The sequence below is a fragment of the Veillonella parvula genome (assembly GCF_040094895.1).
GTDB classification, from domain to species: Bacteria; Bacillota; Negativicutes; order Veillonellales; family Veillonellaceae; genus Veillonella; species Veillonella parvula_L.
On record NZ_JBBNGV010000006.1, the window covers coordinates 56,666 to 74,472 of the forward strand.

General features: G+C 34.4%; 11 protein-coding genes and 2 pseudogenes. 11 read left to right on the plus strand and 2 right to left on the minus strand.

The window, feature by feature from the left end:
- Positions 1-30 precede the first annotated feature (30 nt).
- Positions 31-1,107: pseudogene (locus tag AAAT26_RS09300) on the minus strand (IS30 family transposase).
- A gap of 177 nt (positions 1,108-1,284) precedes the next feature.
- On the opposite strand from AAAT26_RS09300, the gene AAAT26_RS09305 reads away from it, so the two are divergent.
- The 9 genes and pseudogenes from AAAT26_RS09305 (at position 1,285) to AAAT26_RS09345 (ending at position 12,399) form a co-directional block, all read left to right on the plus strand.
- Positions 1,285-1,965 carry a hypothetical protein gene (locus AAAT26_RS09305; protein WP_349209131.1) on the plus strand — a complete coding sequence of 227 codons (681 nt, stop codon included), beginning with the start codon at positions 1,285-1,287 and terminating at the stop codon, positions 1,963-1,965.
- A gap of 117 nt (positions 1,966-2,082) precedes the next feature.
- Positions 2,083-3,513, plus strand: a complete 1,431-nt coding sequence (locus AAAT26_RS09310; protein WP_349209132.1) for an AAA family ATPase — start codon at positions 2,083-2,085, stop codon at positions 3,511-3,513.
- Entirely contained in the window at positions 3,495-4,190 is a 696-nt protein-coding gene (locus AAAT26_RS09315) for a toprim domain-containing protein (RefSeq protein ID WP_349209133.1), read from the plus strand. The genes AAAT26_RS09310 and AAAT26_RS09315 overlap by 19 nt, the downstream gene beginning before the upstream one ends.
- 286 nt (positions 4,191-4,476) lie before the next feature.
- Positions 4,477-4,754: pseudogene (tnpA, locus tag AAAT26_RS09320) on the plus strand (IS200/IS605 family transposase); the annotation flags it as partial.
- A 195-nt stretch (positions 4,755-4,949) separates the two neighbouring features.
- The gene (locus AAAT26_RS09325) at positions 4,950-7,133 is read left to right on the plus strand and encodes a KAP family P-loop NTPase fold protein (RefSeq protein ID WP_322352867.1); all 2,184 of its coding nucleotides are present in this window, start codon (positions 4,950-4,952) and stop codon (positions 7,131-7,133) included.
- 27 nt (positions 7,134-7,160) lie between these two features.
- Entirely contained in the window at positions 7,161-7,775 is a 615-nt protein-coding gene (locus AAAT26_RS09330) for a hypothetical protein (RefSeq protein ID WP_349209134.1), read from the plus strand.
- Between the two features lie 378 nt (positions 7,776-8,153).
- Positions 8,154-9,230, plus strand: a complete 1,077-nt coding sequence (locus AAAT26_RS09335; RefSeq protein WP_349209135.1) for an acyltransferase — start codon at positions 8,154-8,156, stop codon at positions 9,228-9,230.
- A gap of 66 nt (positions 9,231-9,296) precedes the next feature.
- Positions 9,297-9,623: a Tat pathway signal protein gene (locus AAAT26_RS09340; RefSeq protein ID WP_119563086.1), complete on the plus strand. Its 327-nt coding sequence runs from the start codon at positions 9,297-9,299 to the stop codon at positions 9,621-9,623.
- A 436-nt stretch (positions 9,624-10,059) separates the two neighbouring features.
- The gene (locus AAAT26_RS09345; RefSeq protein WP_349209136.1) at positions 10,060-12,399 is read left to right on the plus strand and encodes an autotransporter domain-containing protein; all 2,340 of its coding nucleotides are present in this window, start codon (positions 10,060-10,062) and stop codon (positions 12,397-12,399) included.
- 689 nt (positions 12,400-13,088) lie between these two features.
- Here the strand turns inward: AAAT26_RS09345 and AAAT26_RS09350 are convergent.
- Positions 13,089-13,346, minus strand: coding sequence for a hypothetical protein (locus AAAT26_RS09350; protein ID WP_012863649.1), 258 nt, complete (start codon positions 13,344-13,346; stop codon positions 13,089-13,091).
- A gap of 352 nt (positions 13,347-13,698) precedes the next feature.
- Between AAAT26_RS09350 and AAAT26_RS09355 the strand changes: the two genes are divergently transcribed.
- Positions 13,699-14,742, plus strand: a complete 1,044-nt coding sequence (locus AAAT26_RS09355; RefSeq protein WP_038125593.1) for an inverse autotransporter beta domain-containing protein — start codon at positions 13,699-13,701, stop codon at positions 14,740-14,742.
- Positions 14,743-15,004: 262 nt separating this feature from the next.
- The gene (locus AAAT26_RS09360; RefSeq protein ID WP_349209137.1) at positions 15,005-17,413 is read left to right on the plus strand and encodes an S-layer homology domain-containing protein; all 2,409 of its coding nucleotides are present in this window, start codon (positions 15,005-15,007) and stop codon (positions 17,411-17,413) included.
- Positions 17,414-17,807: the final 394 nt, after the last annotated feature.

Here is a 17,807-nt window from a genome sequence, read left to right on the forward strand (position 1 = left end):
AGATATATGAGTCATAAATTTTATACAAATTTAAATTGCAATATGAAATTGAACAGTATCCAAATCTACAATTCTATTAACTTCTTCAAGAAAGACATCCAAAGGGGTTCTATAATTTAGAAGCTTGCGTGGCAAATTATTACACCATTGAAGTGTTCGTTGAATTGTTTCCTCTGAAACGGCTTTTATTGGCATTCCTTTCGGTATACATCTACGAAGTAAACCATTATGCCTTTCGTTTGATCCACGTTTCCAAGCAGAATAAGGTCTAGCAAAATAAATAGACAAGGTTTCATTTTCTAAATTAGATATCTCTGAAAACTCTAACCCGTTATCTGCAGTTATTGTTTTACATAAGCAAGCTAGATTAACATCTTTAAACGTATTTAACCATGCATGCAATGTTTCTTTTACATCAGTAGCCCGTGCTGATGTACATCGTAAAGCCACATATAATCTGCTTTTACGCTCAAGTAAAGTGATTAAAACATGGTCTGTTTTATCTTTTGTTCCACGGATGGTATCTAATCCCCAATATCCAAATTCCTCGCGCATTTCAATATTAGGATTACGAAGCTCTATGGATTTACCAAGTTCTCGCTTATGTTTTCTAGAAATAGATTTTTGTTGGGAACGCCGTACTACCAATGGTAAATCAATTGCTTCTATACCTAATACACCTTTGTGAAGATAGTTATATAAAGTTTTAGTACAAACTATTTCATTACGCACAAACAACCCCTTATGTTTAGCATATCCAACAGCAGCATCAAATGACCAACGATTAGCTAGCGTCTTGCTTTCAATCCAATTTATAAAAGATTCTATAGCACCAATTCTCATGGTATTAAAGGAGCCAACACGTTGTCTTTTATATGTTGCTTGTCCAGAATCAGCTAAATATACAAGTTGAGATTTACCTTGTCAAATTTGAATTACAGTACCGCGTTTTAATTCTGTATAAATAGTTGTTCTAGAACGGCCCAGTGCACGTGAAATTGCAGCAATACTATCCCCTAGAACGATTCTCTTTTCTAAATAAAATCGTTCTTCGAAGTTTAAGTGTTTGTTTGTGCGTAATGTCGTGTTATGATTATTGTAGTCCATAGTGATTACCTCGGTTATATTTTGATTAGTCACCTAAATCATAACACAAGGTTACTATGGATTTTTTATGTGTTCAATTTCATTCTACAATTAAGCAATAATATAATAAGATTAAACTTTGATTTTCTTTTTACAACTTAAAAAAGGTTACTAATTCAACGAAAGAGCGGTATAGATATGGCTAATAATTTATTGCGATGTAAGAATAATTATAGGAAACAGATATTATATATATTATTGACAATAGTTGTATCATTAATGTTTGCAGTTATATTATCTTGGTTAGGATATTATTTTAGAAATCTGTATAAAATACCTGTCGAATCTGATTTAATCGGTTTATTAGGAAATATATCTAGTGGAATTATTGGTGGTGTTGGAACTATAATAGCAGTTATTTTAAGCATTAGTAAAACCGATGAAATACAACGATTACATGAATTGGAATATAAAAAAGATAAACAACAATTATTTAGTAATGAAATAATGGATTTGATTTCCAAATATATAACAGATATTTCTGGATATTATTATAGTTGTAGGCGGCAAATTCTTTTACAAAATAGACTTGATACTACAGAGGATGAGTTTGAAAAAACAAAATTAAAGATTGAGTTAGAAAAGTTAAGAATCAATAGAAGTATTGCTATTGAGTGTAGATATTCTTTAATTTTACGATTACAAGATAATAAATTAGCAGAAGAATTGTTAATCAATTTAAATAGCGTGCATAATAAGATTAGTACAAATATAGATATACAAGAGAACATATTTGATCAACATATTGAAAATTTAATAGTAATTACATATAATTTTTGTAGAAATTATATTGATGATAGTAGTTCAAATAAAATTTAACAGGATAATTTTTCTGTATGAATAATAAAAACGAAATTTTTTATTCTGTTTTTATAGTTCTTCTTTTTTGTTTGTTAAGTTTGTGATACACTATTGACAAGAAAAGGAGAAAAAGCTATGAATACGCCTATTGTTCGTATAGAAGATATTACAATTAAAAATCTAAAGAATGTTGAATATGGACATATTAAATTCAATCTAGGAAAGAAATATACATCAGCAAGTTTATTAGGTTTATATGGACAAAATGGTTCAGGAAAAACAGTACTTATTAATGCGATTGATATATTAAAACAACTATTGATGGGGCAGCGATTGCCAGAATATCTAGTTGATTATATTAATATAAATAGTGATGTAGCAGAACTTTCTTTTGAATTTTCCATACAATCTGGTAGTAATCATATATATGTGTATTACGATGTAGAATTAGGTAAAGCTAAGGCTACCGGTGATAATAATACAGATGATTTAGATTCTATAAATGCTGTTCTTATCGTAAAAAAAGAAGTATTACAGTATAGAGTAGAAAATAGTATTAATTCAATTAGAAAGAATATAATTGCTAATACTGACACGACACAAGTATTTGTACCTATCAGTAAATTTGAGATTCTATTTGGTAAAGACTATGAGGATATGACAGATTTTCTTGTAGATAAACGATTATGTCAAGCTGAATCTAGATCTTTTTTATTTTCTGCTCGATTTATGAAGCGCCTTAATTTTCAACGTGAATTTCTTGAGAATACTCCTGAGTATAATCGTATTACAGAGATTATAAATATATTAGTGCAATATGGTAACCATGATTTATTTGTTGTATTAACAGCTCATAGTGGGTTACATAGTCTCAATGTATTACCATTAGAAATAAATGTAAAACAAGATAATATGGGACGGATAGGTACCATCACATTACCATTAGATAAACCTATTGCATTTCCAATGCCTATTGTTGATGTAATTCATAACATTATAAATATGATGAACTTAGTTTTATCTGAAATTATTCCAGGATTACAGATTTCAGCTTCTGATTTAGGTGTCGAATTATTAGAAAATGGTGAAATCGGTAAGCGTTTGATGCTAGTTTCTAATAAGAATGATAAGAATATACCTTTAAAATATGAGTCAGAAGGTATACGTAAAATTATATCTATTTTAAGCTTATTGATTGCTGTGTATAATCGCTCATCTGTGACTATTGCTGTTGATGAATTAGATGCTGGAATTTTTGAATATTTATTAGGGGAATTACTTCGAATTATTGCTGAAAAAGGTAAAGGTCAACTTATATTTACTTCACATAATTTACGTCCATTAGAGACTTTGGATAAAGGATTTATTGCTTTTACTACGACAAATCCTAATAATCGTTATATTCGCCCTAAAAATGTAAAGGCTTCTAACAATTTAAGAGATTTCTACTATAGGGATATTACATTAGGTGAACAAGCAGAAGAAGTGTATAAACCAACACAAAATGCTGAGATTTCATATGCTTTCAAGAAAGCTGGTGGATATAAGTGGCACGAAAAAAAATAGTGTTAATAATTGTAGAAGGTCCTTCAGATGCTTCTGCGTTAGAACGGTATTTTGTCAAACACTTTGATAGTGATCGCATTGTGACAAAAATAATACATGGAGATATTACCACTGATAGAAATATTGATCAATCGAAAATAAAAGCATATTTAGGGAATAAGATTAAATCATGGATTATAAAAGATAAATTCAAGAAATCAGATATAGCTCTAATTATTCATATCGTTGATATGGATGGTGCTTATATAGGAGATAATCTTATTCAACTAGATGAATCATGTGAAGAGCCATATTATTCAACATCGTCTATTAAAACATCAAATGTAGAAAGAATTCGCCTCAGAAATATTCAGAAAAGAGAAAATTTAAATACATTGAGTACTAATACAAGTGGTATCTATAATGGTATTCCTTATAGAATATATTATATGTCTTGTAATTTAGATCATGTATTGTATAACCTACAAAATGCTAGTGATGAGGAGAAGGAAGAGTATGCATTAGAATTCTCAGAACGATATATAGCTAATATTAATGATTTTATATCATTTTTATGTCATTCTAAATTTTCTCGTTGTGAATCTTATGAGGCTTCTTGGAATTTTATTAAGAAAGGTAAACATTCATTAGAACAATATAGTAATTTAGGTCTTTGTTTTTTGTCTACTGAGTTTTAAATATATTATTTATCTTAATATTTATTTTTATAAATCACCATATAGAACTACAATATTAGTTCTATATGGTCTTTTTATTTTAATGTCTTTAGATTGGTTAGTAACGTAGTCGAGAATCATAAAACCACCCGTTATGCGGGTGCGGCAACGAAAGTTATACAAAAAATTTACCTTGCTTAAGTATAATGTAGGTGTTCAAGTCATATTATATGCAAAAGAAAGGTGATTTTATATGGTAACAAAGACATAGAGTCTTGCGCACACAAAATGGCTATGTAAATACCACATAGTATTTACACCTAAGTATAGACGTAAAGTTATATATAATTAATACAGAAATAGTTTACGTGAAATATTAAAGCGTTTGTGTGAATATAAGAGTGTCAAATTATAGAGGGGGAGTTGATGGTAGATTATATTCATATGTTAGTATTAATCCCACCTGAAATAGCAGTTTTATCTTTCTTAGGATATTAAAAAAGTGCACTCGTGATATTTGATAAATATGCAAATTTAAAATATAAATATGGAAATAGGTATCTGGAGACCAAAAGATATTATATATAGATGATAAATCTAAATGAGATTCTATTTAGAAAAATATACACGAGCAAAAGATTCACTTTACGGGTGACTTCGATTATAAGTGCTATAATATGAATAATAGGTAATCAATTATAAACTGGGATTATATGATATATTGTGTAAGTCATTATAATTGTATGATGTGGAATTTGTAATTTTTCGAAGGGAAAAAATATGAATTACAATTCGGATAAAGCAATTGAATCTTCGGAACAGGATTTACTGGGGAGAGTAACATTCGCCAAACAATTAGGGGAAGCGATATATAAATATGATGGAAAAGATGGATTAGTATTAGGAGTATTTGGTAAATGGGGAACTGGTAAGACATCTATTCTGAATATGGTTGTCAATGAAATAAATTATTTATCTGATAATGATGATGACGGCTCTATTATTGTAAATTTTTCTCCTTGGAATTATTCAGATAAAGATAATCTTATAGGTATATTCTTTGAGGACTTGAGAATTAAGTTAAAACTTCATAGTAATAAAGAAAACATGAAACAGATAGTAAGGGCTATAGATCAGTATTCTGGTGCCTTAAATTTATTATTATATACATCGATTGTATCAAGTCAGAATTGGATTATAATGTTAAAGTACCCTTTAAAATGTTTATATAGATATATTAGAGGAAAGATATTAGAAGATAATGATTTAGATAAGGTAAAGGCAAATTTAGAAAGAGTACTTATTAAAAGTAAACAAAAAATTGTTGTGATTATAGATGATATTGATCGCTTAACCAATACACAGATTAGAGATATTTTTCAATTAGTTAAGCAGGTTGGTAATTTTCCAAATATAATATATGTCTTATCTATGGATAGAGATGTTGTATGTAGAGCTTTAGAAAGTGTACATGATATTGATGGTGCAGAATATTTAGAAAAAATTGTACAGATCCCATTTGAAATACCTGCACTTTTGAAGCCAAGATTACGTGAGATATTTTTAACAAATCTTGAAAATACAGTTAAAACTATTTCTGATAACCCAAAAATTGATCAATCTTATTGGAGTGAAGTGTTTACAAATTGTATAGAACCTTATATTGAAACATTAAGAGATGTAAATCGAGTTATAAATACATTTCAATTTAGATATAAAATATTATATGAAGAAACTGCTTTCGAAGATATGGTGGCTCTTACTACTATTGAGGTTCTAAAACCTCAATTATATCAGTGGATTGGTAGAAATAAAGATTTGCTTTGTAGTACATATTCTCATAGTTTTTCAGCTTTATTTAGGAATAAAAGTGATTATCGTACATCAATACATGAGGAACTTAAAAAATTAGGTATAAATACGGATATAGGAATAAAATTTCTCTCTACTTTATTTCCTGTATTTGCAGAGGATATTGATGAACGTGATTATAGATATACAGAATCGAATATAAGAGAGACAATGAGAGTAGCACAAGAAGAACGGTTTGATTCATATTTTATGTTTGACTTGGGTGGAATTCCTGTTTCAAGATATATTATTAATTCTTATATAAATATATTACCTTTAGATGATTTAATCGATACAATTACTGAAATTAATAATAATGGGAATATTGAATATTTTATAGATGAATTAAGATCATTGGTTGATACCATTCCTGAAAAGCGTTTAGGTTTATTATCATCTGTCATTTTGAATGTATTACATAAATTCTCTCAAAATAGTCAATTTTATATGTTATCAGCATATACTAAAGCAGAATTCCTTGTTTATGATATTATAAGTAAGATCAATGATGAAAATGAACGATATCATTTGATTAAAAGTGTATTAGAAAATATAAATAAAGAGCAACTAGGAACATTAGCTTCTTTTATCAATAGAATAGAATTATCTCATGGAAGGCTCGCAGGAAAAGAGGAACATATAGAGAAACAACTTATTACTTTACAGCATTTAATTGATATAGAGCTAATTTATGTTTCAAAAATTAATGAGATTACTCAATCTGAAGCAATTATTGATATAAGAGACTTCCATATGGCTTTCTATTTATGGGAGTGTCTAGATAAAGATAGAGCAAGAACTTATTTAAACTATATATTGAAAGAGGATAACAATATACTTAAGTTTATATGTGCTATTGCAAGTAAGTGGACGAGTGATAATAATGACAGTGGATGGGATTTTCCATTAGAAAAATATTTAACATATATCTCTAAAGATACAATATATGAGAAAATTCAGGAATTTGATAAACGACAATTAAATACATTTACATTAGAAGATCAGATTAAATTGGCTTCTTTTGTTTTGTCATATGATAAATCAGAAAGTTATCGTGTTGATGAGAAAGAAGCTTTGAAGCTTGTAAATGAATGGAAAGATAATAAAAGTTAAATAATATATTGTAAAAATGGTAGGCTTATGAGTAGAGTAGTTCAATTCTTAACATTTATTTGGTACTCCATGACAACTGATTTATATACACAGTATCGTTCATATATAAAACATAAATTAATGAATAAATCTAACTCAGAGTTACGAATTATACATGAATTATTAATAAGTGATTTTGAGAGTCGATACATGTTTATATGGGGAACTATTTCTTTAGGTGCTATTTTGGCCCTTATAGTAAGTATAGGATCAAATTTGGCAATAGAAGTTTTGAAGGAAGGTGCTAGTGAAAGTATTATTTTTGCTTATAGTCAATTTATAATAATTACTATAATAGTACTGTTAGGTTGTAGTATGGTAGGCTTTGTTTCAACTATGCTTTTGAGTATTTCTAAGTTCAAATCTATTGGATTTTATGGCATTTTATTTGTTGGAATAATAGGATTAGCTTATTGGAGCCATTTTGAACACTCTATTCTTATGGACTTATTCTTTCTCATATTAAGTTGTATATGTACAAGTATTATGTTTGCTACAATTTTTGATACGATAAAAAAATGTGCTGTTATCAAGAAATTAATAATAGAGGAGCTTATAAGTAGTAGGAAAATAAAAATACGATTGCCAAAAACTATTAGTTGATTAGATGACATTTCTAATATGTATGTAGTATAAGTATAATCTAAATAGGCATTCACTTGTTTAAAGAGGATGTTTATTGAATTAATAACTAACGAATCTTAGTAAATTAATGTTCAAAAAGAAGGATTTTTGAACATCATTTTTCTAAATAGTAGATTGATGTACAAAATGCTAATTTTTTGTACATTAATTATTATCGTAATAAGTATAGCTTAACAAAAAGACAGTTGATTATATCAGCTGTCTTTTTTATGTGTAAAATTTGTCACAACATTCTCATATATTTCATGTATTTTATGATGTATACAAGTCATCTTGGTAGTTACCAGTTGGCGTAGTATTCATATAGTTTGAGAGGAAGAATATGAGGTATAGAGAATGAGAGCGAGCAATATTGAATTGTTGCGTATCATTTCGATGATACTAATTATTATGCATCATTTTAGCGTGCACGGTTGTTTCCCCTTTACACCAGATTTAACGTTTAATAAGGTGTTTCTCCAAGTATTTGGACTTGGAGGCAAGGCTGGTGTAGTTGCCTTTGTTATGATAACAGGCTATTTTATGGTTTCTAGTAGTTTTAAGCTGCACAAGTTTGTGAAGTTAGTAGGGCAAATATGGTTTTATAGCATTGCTATGTTCGGCGTGGCTATGGGTTTAGGACTCGATACGGTGACGTCAAGGAATATGATGCTCGCTTTATTGCCCATTGGTGCCATGAGTTGGTTCGCCCAGAACTTTTTAGTACTCTATTTATTAACGCCTGTTATTAATCGAGTACTTCATTGGCTGCAGCATACATACTACATTATACTCCTAGTGGTTTCCACGGTAATTTGGTTCTTAATGCCGACGGTGTTGAATTTGTGGCCTAATGTACCGCATACCACCTTTGGATTTAAACATATCTTTTCATTTATCGTATTCTATTCGCTAGGGGCGTATATCAAACTGTACGGCTCACATATAACAAAGAAAATAGGTATTATTTTTACTGCCATAGGCTTTGTAGGAGCCTTTCTAGGGGATATCCTCGTCGATGTACTAGCCATGACGGATCCAGCGTATATGAAACAGATTTTCTACTTTACACAAAATGATTATGGTTTCTTTCAATTGCTATTAGGTATTGGCTTATTTATTATTTTTTTGAAAGCAAAGATCACTTATCACCCTTGGATCAATGCGGTAGCATCTACTACCTTTGGCATATACCTATTGCATGATAATAAGCTATTCCTTCATTACATGTGGGATAATGTATTGGCAACGTATCAGTACTATGATTCAATACTATTACCTCTGTATGCAATTCTTGTAGTGGTGCTTATTTTTGTTATCGGTATGATTGTAGACTATGTGCGGTTAGCTTTCATAGAAAAACCTGTGATGAAAGCAATCACGCCGAGCCTCGAGCGAATTCAGTCAAGGGTTGAGAAAGTACTGCCATTATAATGCGATTATCGGTGTTTTTTGGTATAATATATAAGTATTCTTACCATAAAACGGGAGGTAATTATAATGCGTAAATTCTTATATATGTTAGCGGCATTGCTTGTATTAATTGGCATTAGCACAAACGATGTAGAAGCTCGTCAAGATGTGTATGCTACGACATATCTCGGTAATAACTGGTATGTAGATCAAGACTCTGTAAAGCGAGTGGGGGATATACTCAACTTTACGGTGTACACAACGGCAGGTCTTAGCTACAAAGTGACATCTAGTGATGACAACTATTACAATGCAGACGTGTTTTACGATAATAATAAACTCGTATCCGATAATGGCCAATCCGTCTGGAAGTCGCCAGGCATGATGGCAGCCATGCGCGTGGCTCGTAGATAAACAAAAAAGGCAGGAATTATTGATATGTCCTCCATTACTGAACATCTAGTAATGGAGGACATGTTACATAATCTCTGCCTCCTCTTTTGCTTTGGGAAAAGACAAATAGCCCTTCGTTACCAATAACTGGATAACTGAAAGGCCATTTCATCATATTCTTTATTCTTTTGAGATGAGCCCGACGGTTCTACTCGCTTGGCTATCTACTTATATTATAGGGATAAAAATATATATCGTCAAATTCGAATGAACGATAATATAGCTTTCAATAGATTTTTTATAATTATGGGCAGCACTTAGGTTCCGCCTTTTTCTTTTGTTATTTATTATTTTTTTGATGATGAAACAGTTTTCTTATGTTTACAATAATAGCCCCTATAAATTATAATTAAAAAGATTTAATGGTAATTTATAGTATGAATGAGAGAGGGTTCTTATGAAACGTGTGTGTAAAGCAAACTTATCATTAGCGATTGCCCTGACGATTGCTAGCTCTGTAATGCCTAATGTAATGGCAGAAGATACTGTTATTAGTGCCGTTAAGGGTGAGACCTTAGACTTGGGAAAGGTACAAGGGACACTGTATGGTATTGATGCAGATAATAAGAGTACTATTAATGCAGATTATGTATCTGGTAGACTAATGGATGGACGAAAGACTATCATTACTAGTCAAAATGGAAGTACTGTGAATATTAAAAATGGCGATCTTCAAGTTGGTCGTGGCAGTAATCCACTTGTTATTGCTAAAGGCGGTACTGTAAATCTCGGCGTAGATGGTAATAAGGGTAATTTTACTGGCCATGATATGTCCATTGAAGGCGATGTGCGTATCGATGGTAGCGATACACATCCATCTGAAATTAATATCGGTGTAGATAGTGATGAAGTACTATGGACTGGCTTTGCTCTCAACTTAGCAGATAAGAATGCAAAACAGCCAAACCATATCAATGTATTTCTTGGTGATCGTGGTTATTGGGACCATATGTATCAAGGTGGTTTAAATGGCACTAGATATAGCACAATGACAACTCCAAGCCATGTACATCGTTTGGTAGGTTCAAAAAATCGTAATTTTGAATCCATAGTAACTCAAAGTGAGCATAATGAAATTCACATTGATAAGTTAGAAGGTCATGTAAACTTTATTTATGATCCAAATGGTGAGTATGATGACAAAGAAGATCCAGATTACAAAGAACGTAAAAATCTTGTAAATGGATTGACTCCAGAATCCTTCTGGGGTGGTGATATCCATATTACAAGTGCGGCACCTAATTCCGGTGCTCATATGTATACGAGTCGTAAGGGATTAGACTTGTCTACTGAGGACAATGTAAATAAAGTTTTAGATAACTTGGCACATAAGGTGTACTATCACAATTATGTAAATGGTGAAAGAAACCTTCAAGGTACAGTTGCTATTGCCTCTACAGGTGCTGAATCTGCACGCTTTAAAGTATTAACCGAAGGTCATGCTAAGGAAGGTGCTATCACGTGGCAGGCTGATAAAAATGGTCAAGGTAAATATGAGTATGGTGAGGTAAAACCGGCTCCGGCGCCAACGCCTAAACCGGAAGTGAAACCAGCACCGCAACCGACTCCGAAGCCTGAGGTAAAACCGGCTCCGGTTCCAACACCTAAGCCGGAAGTGAAACCAGCACCGCAACCGACTCCAAAGCCTGAGGTAAAACCGGCTCCGGTTCCAACACCTAAGCCGGAAGTGAAACCAACACCGCAACCGACTCCAAAGCCTGAGGTAAAACCAGCGCCAGCGCCTAAACCGGAGGTGAAACCAGCACCGCAAGCAACTCCAAAAGCTGAGGAAAAACAAGCACCAGCTCTCGAGCAGAATCCTCAGATGCACGTCAATATGGGAGCTTTTGATACGCCACATATGCGTGGCACTCGTTCCGCTATCATGAGTAATATTAATGGTTGGAGAACGTTGACAGATAATATGTATCGTTCACGCGTATTACAACAAGGGGAACCGACAGGTATTTGGGCTCGTGTTGGTGGCGGTAAATACAGCTTTAATGGAAACGGTGTCGACACAGATACAACTTATACACGTATTCAAGGTGGTTACGATGCTAAAACTGGCAGCGGATGGACTATAGGTGGTCAAGTTTCCTATCTTCGTGGTAACGATGATTACATTTTCAACGGCTCTGGTAAGGAAAAAGCTTTCGCTGTCGGTACGTATGGTTTGAAAGATCTTGGTAACAACCAATATATCCATATTGAGTCCCAAGTAGGTCGTACATCTAACGATTTCACTGTTCGTAATGAGATTGGTGAAAAACTTTCTGGTGAGACTAAAACTAATGCGTATACAATTGGTGCACGCTATGGTAAAACCGTGAAACTTTCAAATGGTACATATATCGAGCCACAAGCACAATTGAGCTATACTCACTTTGGTGGTGATAGCTTCAATGCTGGCAGTATGCATGTAGATCAGTCTGGTGTGAGCAGTACAGTAGGCGGTCTTGGCCTTGAAATCGGTAAACATTTCGGCGCAGGTAATCTATATACTCGTCTTGGTGTTAACCATGCATTCTCCGGTACAGTAAAAACTACGTATACAAGTGGTGCTACTACTAAATACACTTCCGAGGACATTAAAGGCACTTGGACAGATTTAGCCTTTGGTGGTCGCTATGGTTTTAATGCAAATAACAGCATCTTTGCTGATATTAGTACAGGTCTATCTGGTGATTATAAGGCCGGTTGGTCTGTAAATGCAGGATTTACACATAAATTTTAAGCGAATTATTAATAGATAGGAGCGATTTTAGTACATCGATAATTGCATGACAGGTAAAGTCGTCTATTGATTCATTCATATATTTCTTTAAAACGTTTCTTATTGTATCGAGCATTAGTTCGACTTATAATAGGATTAGGATAGTTAACGAGGTTGGGCCTCTCTTTGTTAATGAAGGGAGGGGTGTCTATGAGTGATTATGAGTTAATCATGCTAATTCTAGAGGTAATAACTGTAGTTATTGCCTTTGGAGCACTTGTGGCTCTTATTTGTCTTGGAAAAGACAAATAGCCCTTCGTTACCAGTAACTGGATAACTGAAAGGCCATTTCATCAATTATTTATAGTTCTGAGATGAGCCTAACGGAACCACTCGCTTGGCTATCTACCTATATTATAGGGATAAAAATATATATCGTCAAATTGAGATGAAATACATTATTATAATAACTACATATAAATAATCATAAAAGCTGTATATACATAGATTAGATTGAACGGATTTGATGTCAAAACCAATGTAACATCAAAGGTAGTTCAAAAATCGACTATGTGTGTACAGCTTTTTGTGTTTTGGTTTTAGTGTGTTTGTGTGAAAGTAGTCATTGGAAGAATAGACAGAAAAGGCTGTAATTGAATGCGATATAACTGCATTTCAATTACAGCCCCTTTTAGGTTCTGTATGAGATTTTAGTTATCTTTCTTGATAAATTTCACGATAATACCGCCTACGGTCGATGCAATGCCGAGGCCGAGACAGAACATACCGATGGTGTGGATAAGAATGGATGTCTGGTTATTTTTGGAAATGGCCTGTGCCGCTTGTTGTGCACTGGTCGCATGTCTTGCGATTTCTACGTTGTTCGCTGATGGATCTGGAATGATCAGCAAGATGACTACGGCGATGATTAAAGCTATAATACCCATTGGTAATAATTTGTTCTTCATTGTAATTCTCCTTTTAAGAATTCATTAAACGTTGTTTATATATTTTGATTATACACTTATTATAAATATTTAAGAAGAGCTTATATATAAATAAAATGAAATTTACTTATGTATATAAAATAATATTATGGATTGTAACGATTATATTGTATGGATATTTTGTATGAATGTAGCATATTGTATTGTATTTGCATTGACAATCCTCTATATATTTATATAAAATAGAAATAATTTCATGTTTTGTTCATGATAAAATCATGAGTCATCGGCGTGTGTAATGACGTATTAAGTACATAATTAAATAAATAATTATGTGCGTAATGAAAAGTGTGTTTGTACGTAAGAGTGTGTAATGAAATATATAATCGTGTTGATGAGTGCCCTTTATATGTTTGTCATGCCTGTATCGGGGGAGCAGGTAAGTAAAGCAGAGCAGCCTATACAGGGGACTAGGGTAAAACAAGTTCATAGTGAAAGTACGGTCGCCTTATCTGACGACTCAGATACATTCCATGTTAATTCGTCTCATACTCCAGATCATGTCATCGGTCAGGGCGGATTGGAGATGCCGGACTCCACAGATAAAAAGACGACTCGTTATTCCGATACGGATGCAGTCAACTCTGCGTTGCAGGCGGTGGTTATGACTGGTGTTCATTCCGCAATGCACGGATCGAAGGCAAAACCGTGGATGCAGAGAACCGTCGTGTCATTGCGCTTTCAGAAAAACTGGAAGCCCTTGTACGGTGTGGAAACATTGCAACCACTAGGTTACTATGATGAGACATCTCGTCATGTGTGGTTTACACAGGAGAGGTTGGCGAATGCAGCGGATACAGGAACGACGGCGAATGTGGGTATCGGCTATCGCCGAATCGCAGCGAACGATGACCATTATTACGGTGGTAATCTGTTTTATGACCATCGGTTCAGAGGTAATCACAGTCGCATGAGTGTCGGGCTGGAGTATGTATCGGGTATCGGTGCATTTCGCATGAACTGGTATCGCGGTGTGTCCAGCGAGCGTTCCCTTGACGGTGCGACACGCTTGGAGAGCGTGTCTAACGGATATACTGCGGAATATGGGACTAGCTTTAAGAATGCCCGTTGGGCGCGCGTGTACATGGAAGCCTATCGTTGGCAGTTGCGGCGTAGTGAGGATAAGCATGGCTTGCGTATCGGTACGGAGTTGCAGCTCACGCCGAGGATTTCCGTGGACATGGGCTATAATAAGCCCGAGCATGAGCATGGCAGTCCGTACGGAAAAATCATGTTCCGTCTAGCCGGGGTTGATACGGCATGGTTTGGTGGTAACCATCGATCGGATGCAAAAGCATCGGTTCGTGCGAATATGCTAGAAAATGTGCGCCGCCAACATACGGTGCACGTTGATTGATAGATTGATATATATATATTTATTATTTTGATAAAAGTAGCATAAGAATCCATATTTATTTTTTAGATAAAAGCAACATAGGGAGCTGTTTTATCATATCAGATGATTGTCATCTGATATGAAAAGACAGTTCCTTTTTTTATACATTAATTCATAAAAATTTATTTTGTTTACAAAATAGAAAAAGAGTGGCACAATATTCATGAAAATATAATGAAGAATAAGTTACACGTGGAATTCATTAGGGATTGGAGAGGATAAAATGAGCAAGCGTAAACTTATATTATCGGTGTTGATTAATGGTGTGTTGTTATCGAGCCTATATGTGGCCGGAGCGGTGGATGTGGCACCGGGTAGCGGTAACGGTGTAGCCATCGGTACGGGTAGCAATGCACCAAAGGCGGAAAACGTAGCCATTGGTAAAGGGGCTACTATAGAGTATTCGGGTGGTGTCGGACAGCCGTCCACAGGTGATATTGTAATTGGTGGAAAGGCACATATTAATAATTATATTGATCAAGGTGGCGGCATTGCCATAGGTGCGAATTCATTCGTCGAAAATATGGTAGGCGGAATGGAAAGAGCGTTTGATTTTAATCAGGCTGGATACAAAAATCTTTTTGGTATACCTTTCGGGCTCCCAAAAAATCCTGAAAAGATGGTAACCGGAATGGCTATTGGTCAAAACACCTATGCTCGTTCTGGCAGTATTATGTTGGGGACCCATAATTATAAAGGAAAATTAGGTGATGTGGATGTAGATAGTTCTAATACCAAAAATAATAATGGACATTTATTTTCCACAACTATAGGAGCGAATAGTTATTCTAATGGTTTGTTTTCTTCTATTGTAGGGGCTTATTCGATTGCCTCTTCAGGTTATCCTACCACTACCGCTGATGCCACTAAGAATTTTGGTGCTACTATTACAGGGTCTTTAAATAGTATTGAATCGGCAAGTGCTAGCTCTCAATACTCTGGGGTTGCAAATAGTATCGTAGGCACTGCCAATCGAACCTTTAACTCCAATGGATCTCTCGTTTTTGGTGCTGGGAATGAAATAACGAATTCTGTAGCCGATATTTCAGCGCCAAGTTCGGGAGGTAATTCCGCTAAAGAACTAGCTGAGAAATTACGTTCTGCTGTCAAAAATTCTAATGGTGGCGGTTCTACTATGGCATTTGGTAGCGGTAATAAGGCGGATTATACACTTCGCTCCGCACTTATGGGTGTCAATAATACATTGACTGGCTCTAAAGGCAATGAAAGTACGAATACCATGTTGACGGGCTTTCACAATACGGCGGATAAGGTGTTTAATACGACCGTAATAGGGTCTGAAAATACGGTGACTAATTCTAAGAATAGTCTTGTAATGGGGGATAATCGTGAGGTGAAAGATGCGAATCATGCAGTTCTCATTGGTTCCACAGACAGCAAGACTACGACATCTGTTAATAATGCGGTCGCTGTCGGACATAATACGAATGTAACCGTAGAGGGTGGCGTTGCATTGGGCAGTGAATCGAAGTCTACTGTAGTGGCTGGCGCCGTTGGGTATGATCCGAGTACAAAGGCACAGTCTACGAATACAGATTCTACGTGGAAGGCGACTAAATCGGCCATATCTGTCGGTGATGCGGATAACAATATTACGCGTCAGATTACATCCGTAGCAGCCGGCACAAAGGATACGGATGCGGTGAATGTGGCACAGCTCAAAAAGTTGCAAAATCAAGTGAATGCGAACGGCTCCACTACCGTCAGTGCAGGTAAGCATATTAATGTGACAACTACGACGAACGGAACTACTAAGGATTATAAGGTAAGCCTATCTGACGATATAACGAACCAGATTACAAATAACACAACAAATATTAACAATATACAAGGTGATGTAACCAATATTAAAAAGAATGTAACCAATATTCAAGGCGACATTACTAATATCAAGCAGGACGTAACCAATATGGGGCGGAATGTAGCTCGTCTCGATAAAAAGGTTAACAAATCTGTGGCCGGAGCGGCCGCACTTGCCGCCTTACATCCATTGGATTTCGATCCTGATGCAAAATGGGACTTTGCTGCTGGTTATGGCCACTATCATGATGGTAATGCCGCTGCATTGGGGGCTTTCTACAGACCGAATGAGGACTTGCAATTTAGTGTAGGATCTACTGTTGGTAATGGTGAAACCGTTGTGAATGCCGGTATGTCTGTGAAAGTTGGTGCTCACAGTAATGTATCTCGTTCTCGTGTGGCCATCGGTAAGGAAGTTTTGGAACTTAAGAAAACTGTAGCGGTACAAAATGCGCAGATTCAAAAGTTGACAGCTCTTTTGAATGGCTTGGCTGGAACAAATATGAAAGCAGACCGCAGCACATTATTCCCTGATGTGCCGAATAATCACTGGGCATATGCGGCGGTTAGTGATCTATCTCGACGGGGTCTTGTGGAAGGCTATCCTGATGGTACATTCGGAGGAGACCGTATGTTGACCCGTTATGAATTTGCTCAAATTGTGTACCGAGCTATTCAAAACGGTGTTGCTGTCGATGATCGACTCGTATCTGAATTTGGTCCTGAAATGGCGTTATTCCGTGTGGATACAATCGCCAAGAATCATGAAGGACAACCAACTATTGAACGTGTAAGGGTCAATAAAAAATAGAATATTTATATATATGATTTATATTGTGAAAGTCGAGGCTCTAGGGCCTCGGCTTTTTTGTGTATATGTAGATGGTAATTCTTTTGTATATAAAATTATCTTATTTATGAAAGCGTTAAATTGAAACGTCTAAAAATATGAAATTGATTACGCAATTACAACAATCGTTATATCTCGATATGTGGATTTATCGCAATAAATGATAGGAAAGATGAAGACTCTATTTCTTAAAATTAAAAAGTATTAAATTAGAAATAAATAAACGAAAAAAATGAAGAAAAGATGAAAAAAGTTGTTTACAAGATAGAAATTTTTTGATATTGTATTGCCGTGGATGAGTATATGATGAAGAATCATGAATAATTATAGTATTCAGATCGTAATTTGGAATACT

Bases quoted from the DNA above. Each gene is read 5' to 3' on its own strand.
- AAAT26_RS09305 (WP_349209131.1), top strand. From the start codon at position 1,285: ATGGCTAATAATTTATTGCGATGTAAGAATAATTATAGGAAACAGATA.
- AAAT26_RS09310 (WP_349209132.1), top strand. From the start codon at position 2,083: ATGAATACGCCTATTGTTCGTATAGAAGATATTACAATTAAAAATCTA.
- AAAT26_RS09325 (WP_322352867.1), top strand. From the start codon at position 4,950: ATGAATTACAATTCGGATAAAGCAATTGAATCTTCGGAACAGGATTTA.
- AAAT26_RS09330 (WP_349209134.1), top strand. From the start codon at position 7,161: ATGAGTAGAGTAGTTCAATTCTTAACATTTATTTGGTACTCCATGACA.
- AAAT26_RS09335 (WP_349209135.1), top strand. From the start codon at position 8,154: ATGAGAGCGAGCAATATTGAATTGTTGCGTATCATTTCGATGATACTA.
- AAAT26_RS09340 (WP_119563086.1), top strand. From the start codon at position 9,297: ATGCGTAAATTCTTATATATGTTAGCGGCATTGCTTGTATTAATTGGC.
- AAAT26_RS09345 (WP_349209136.1), top strand. From the start codon at position 10,060: ATGAAACGTGTGTGTAAAGCAAACTTATCATTAGCGATTGCCCTGACG.
- AAAT26_RS09350 (WP_012863649.1), bottom strand. From the start codon at position 13,346: ATGAAGAACAAATTATTACCAATGGGTATTATAGCTTTAATCATCGCC.
- AAAT26_RS09355 (WP_038125593.1), top strand. From the start codon at position 13,699: ATGAAATATATAATCGTGTTGATGAGTGCCCTTTATATGTTTGTCATG.
- AAAT26_RS09360 (WP_349209137.1), top strand. From the start codon at position 15,005: ATGAGCAAGCGTAAACTTATATTATCGGTGTTGATTAATGGTGTGTTG.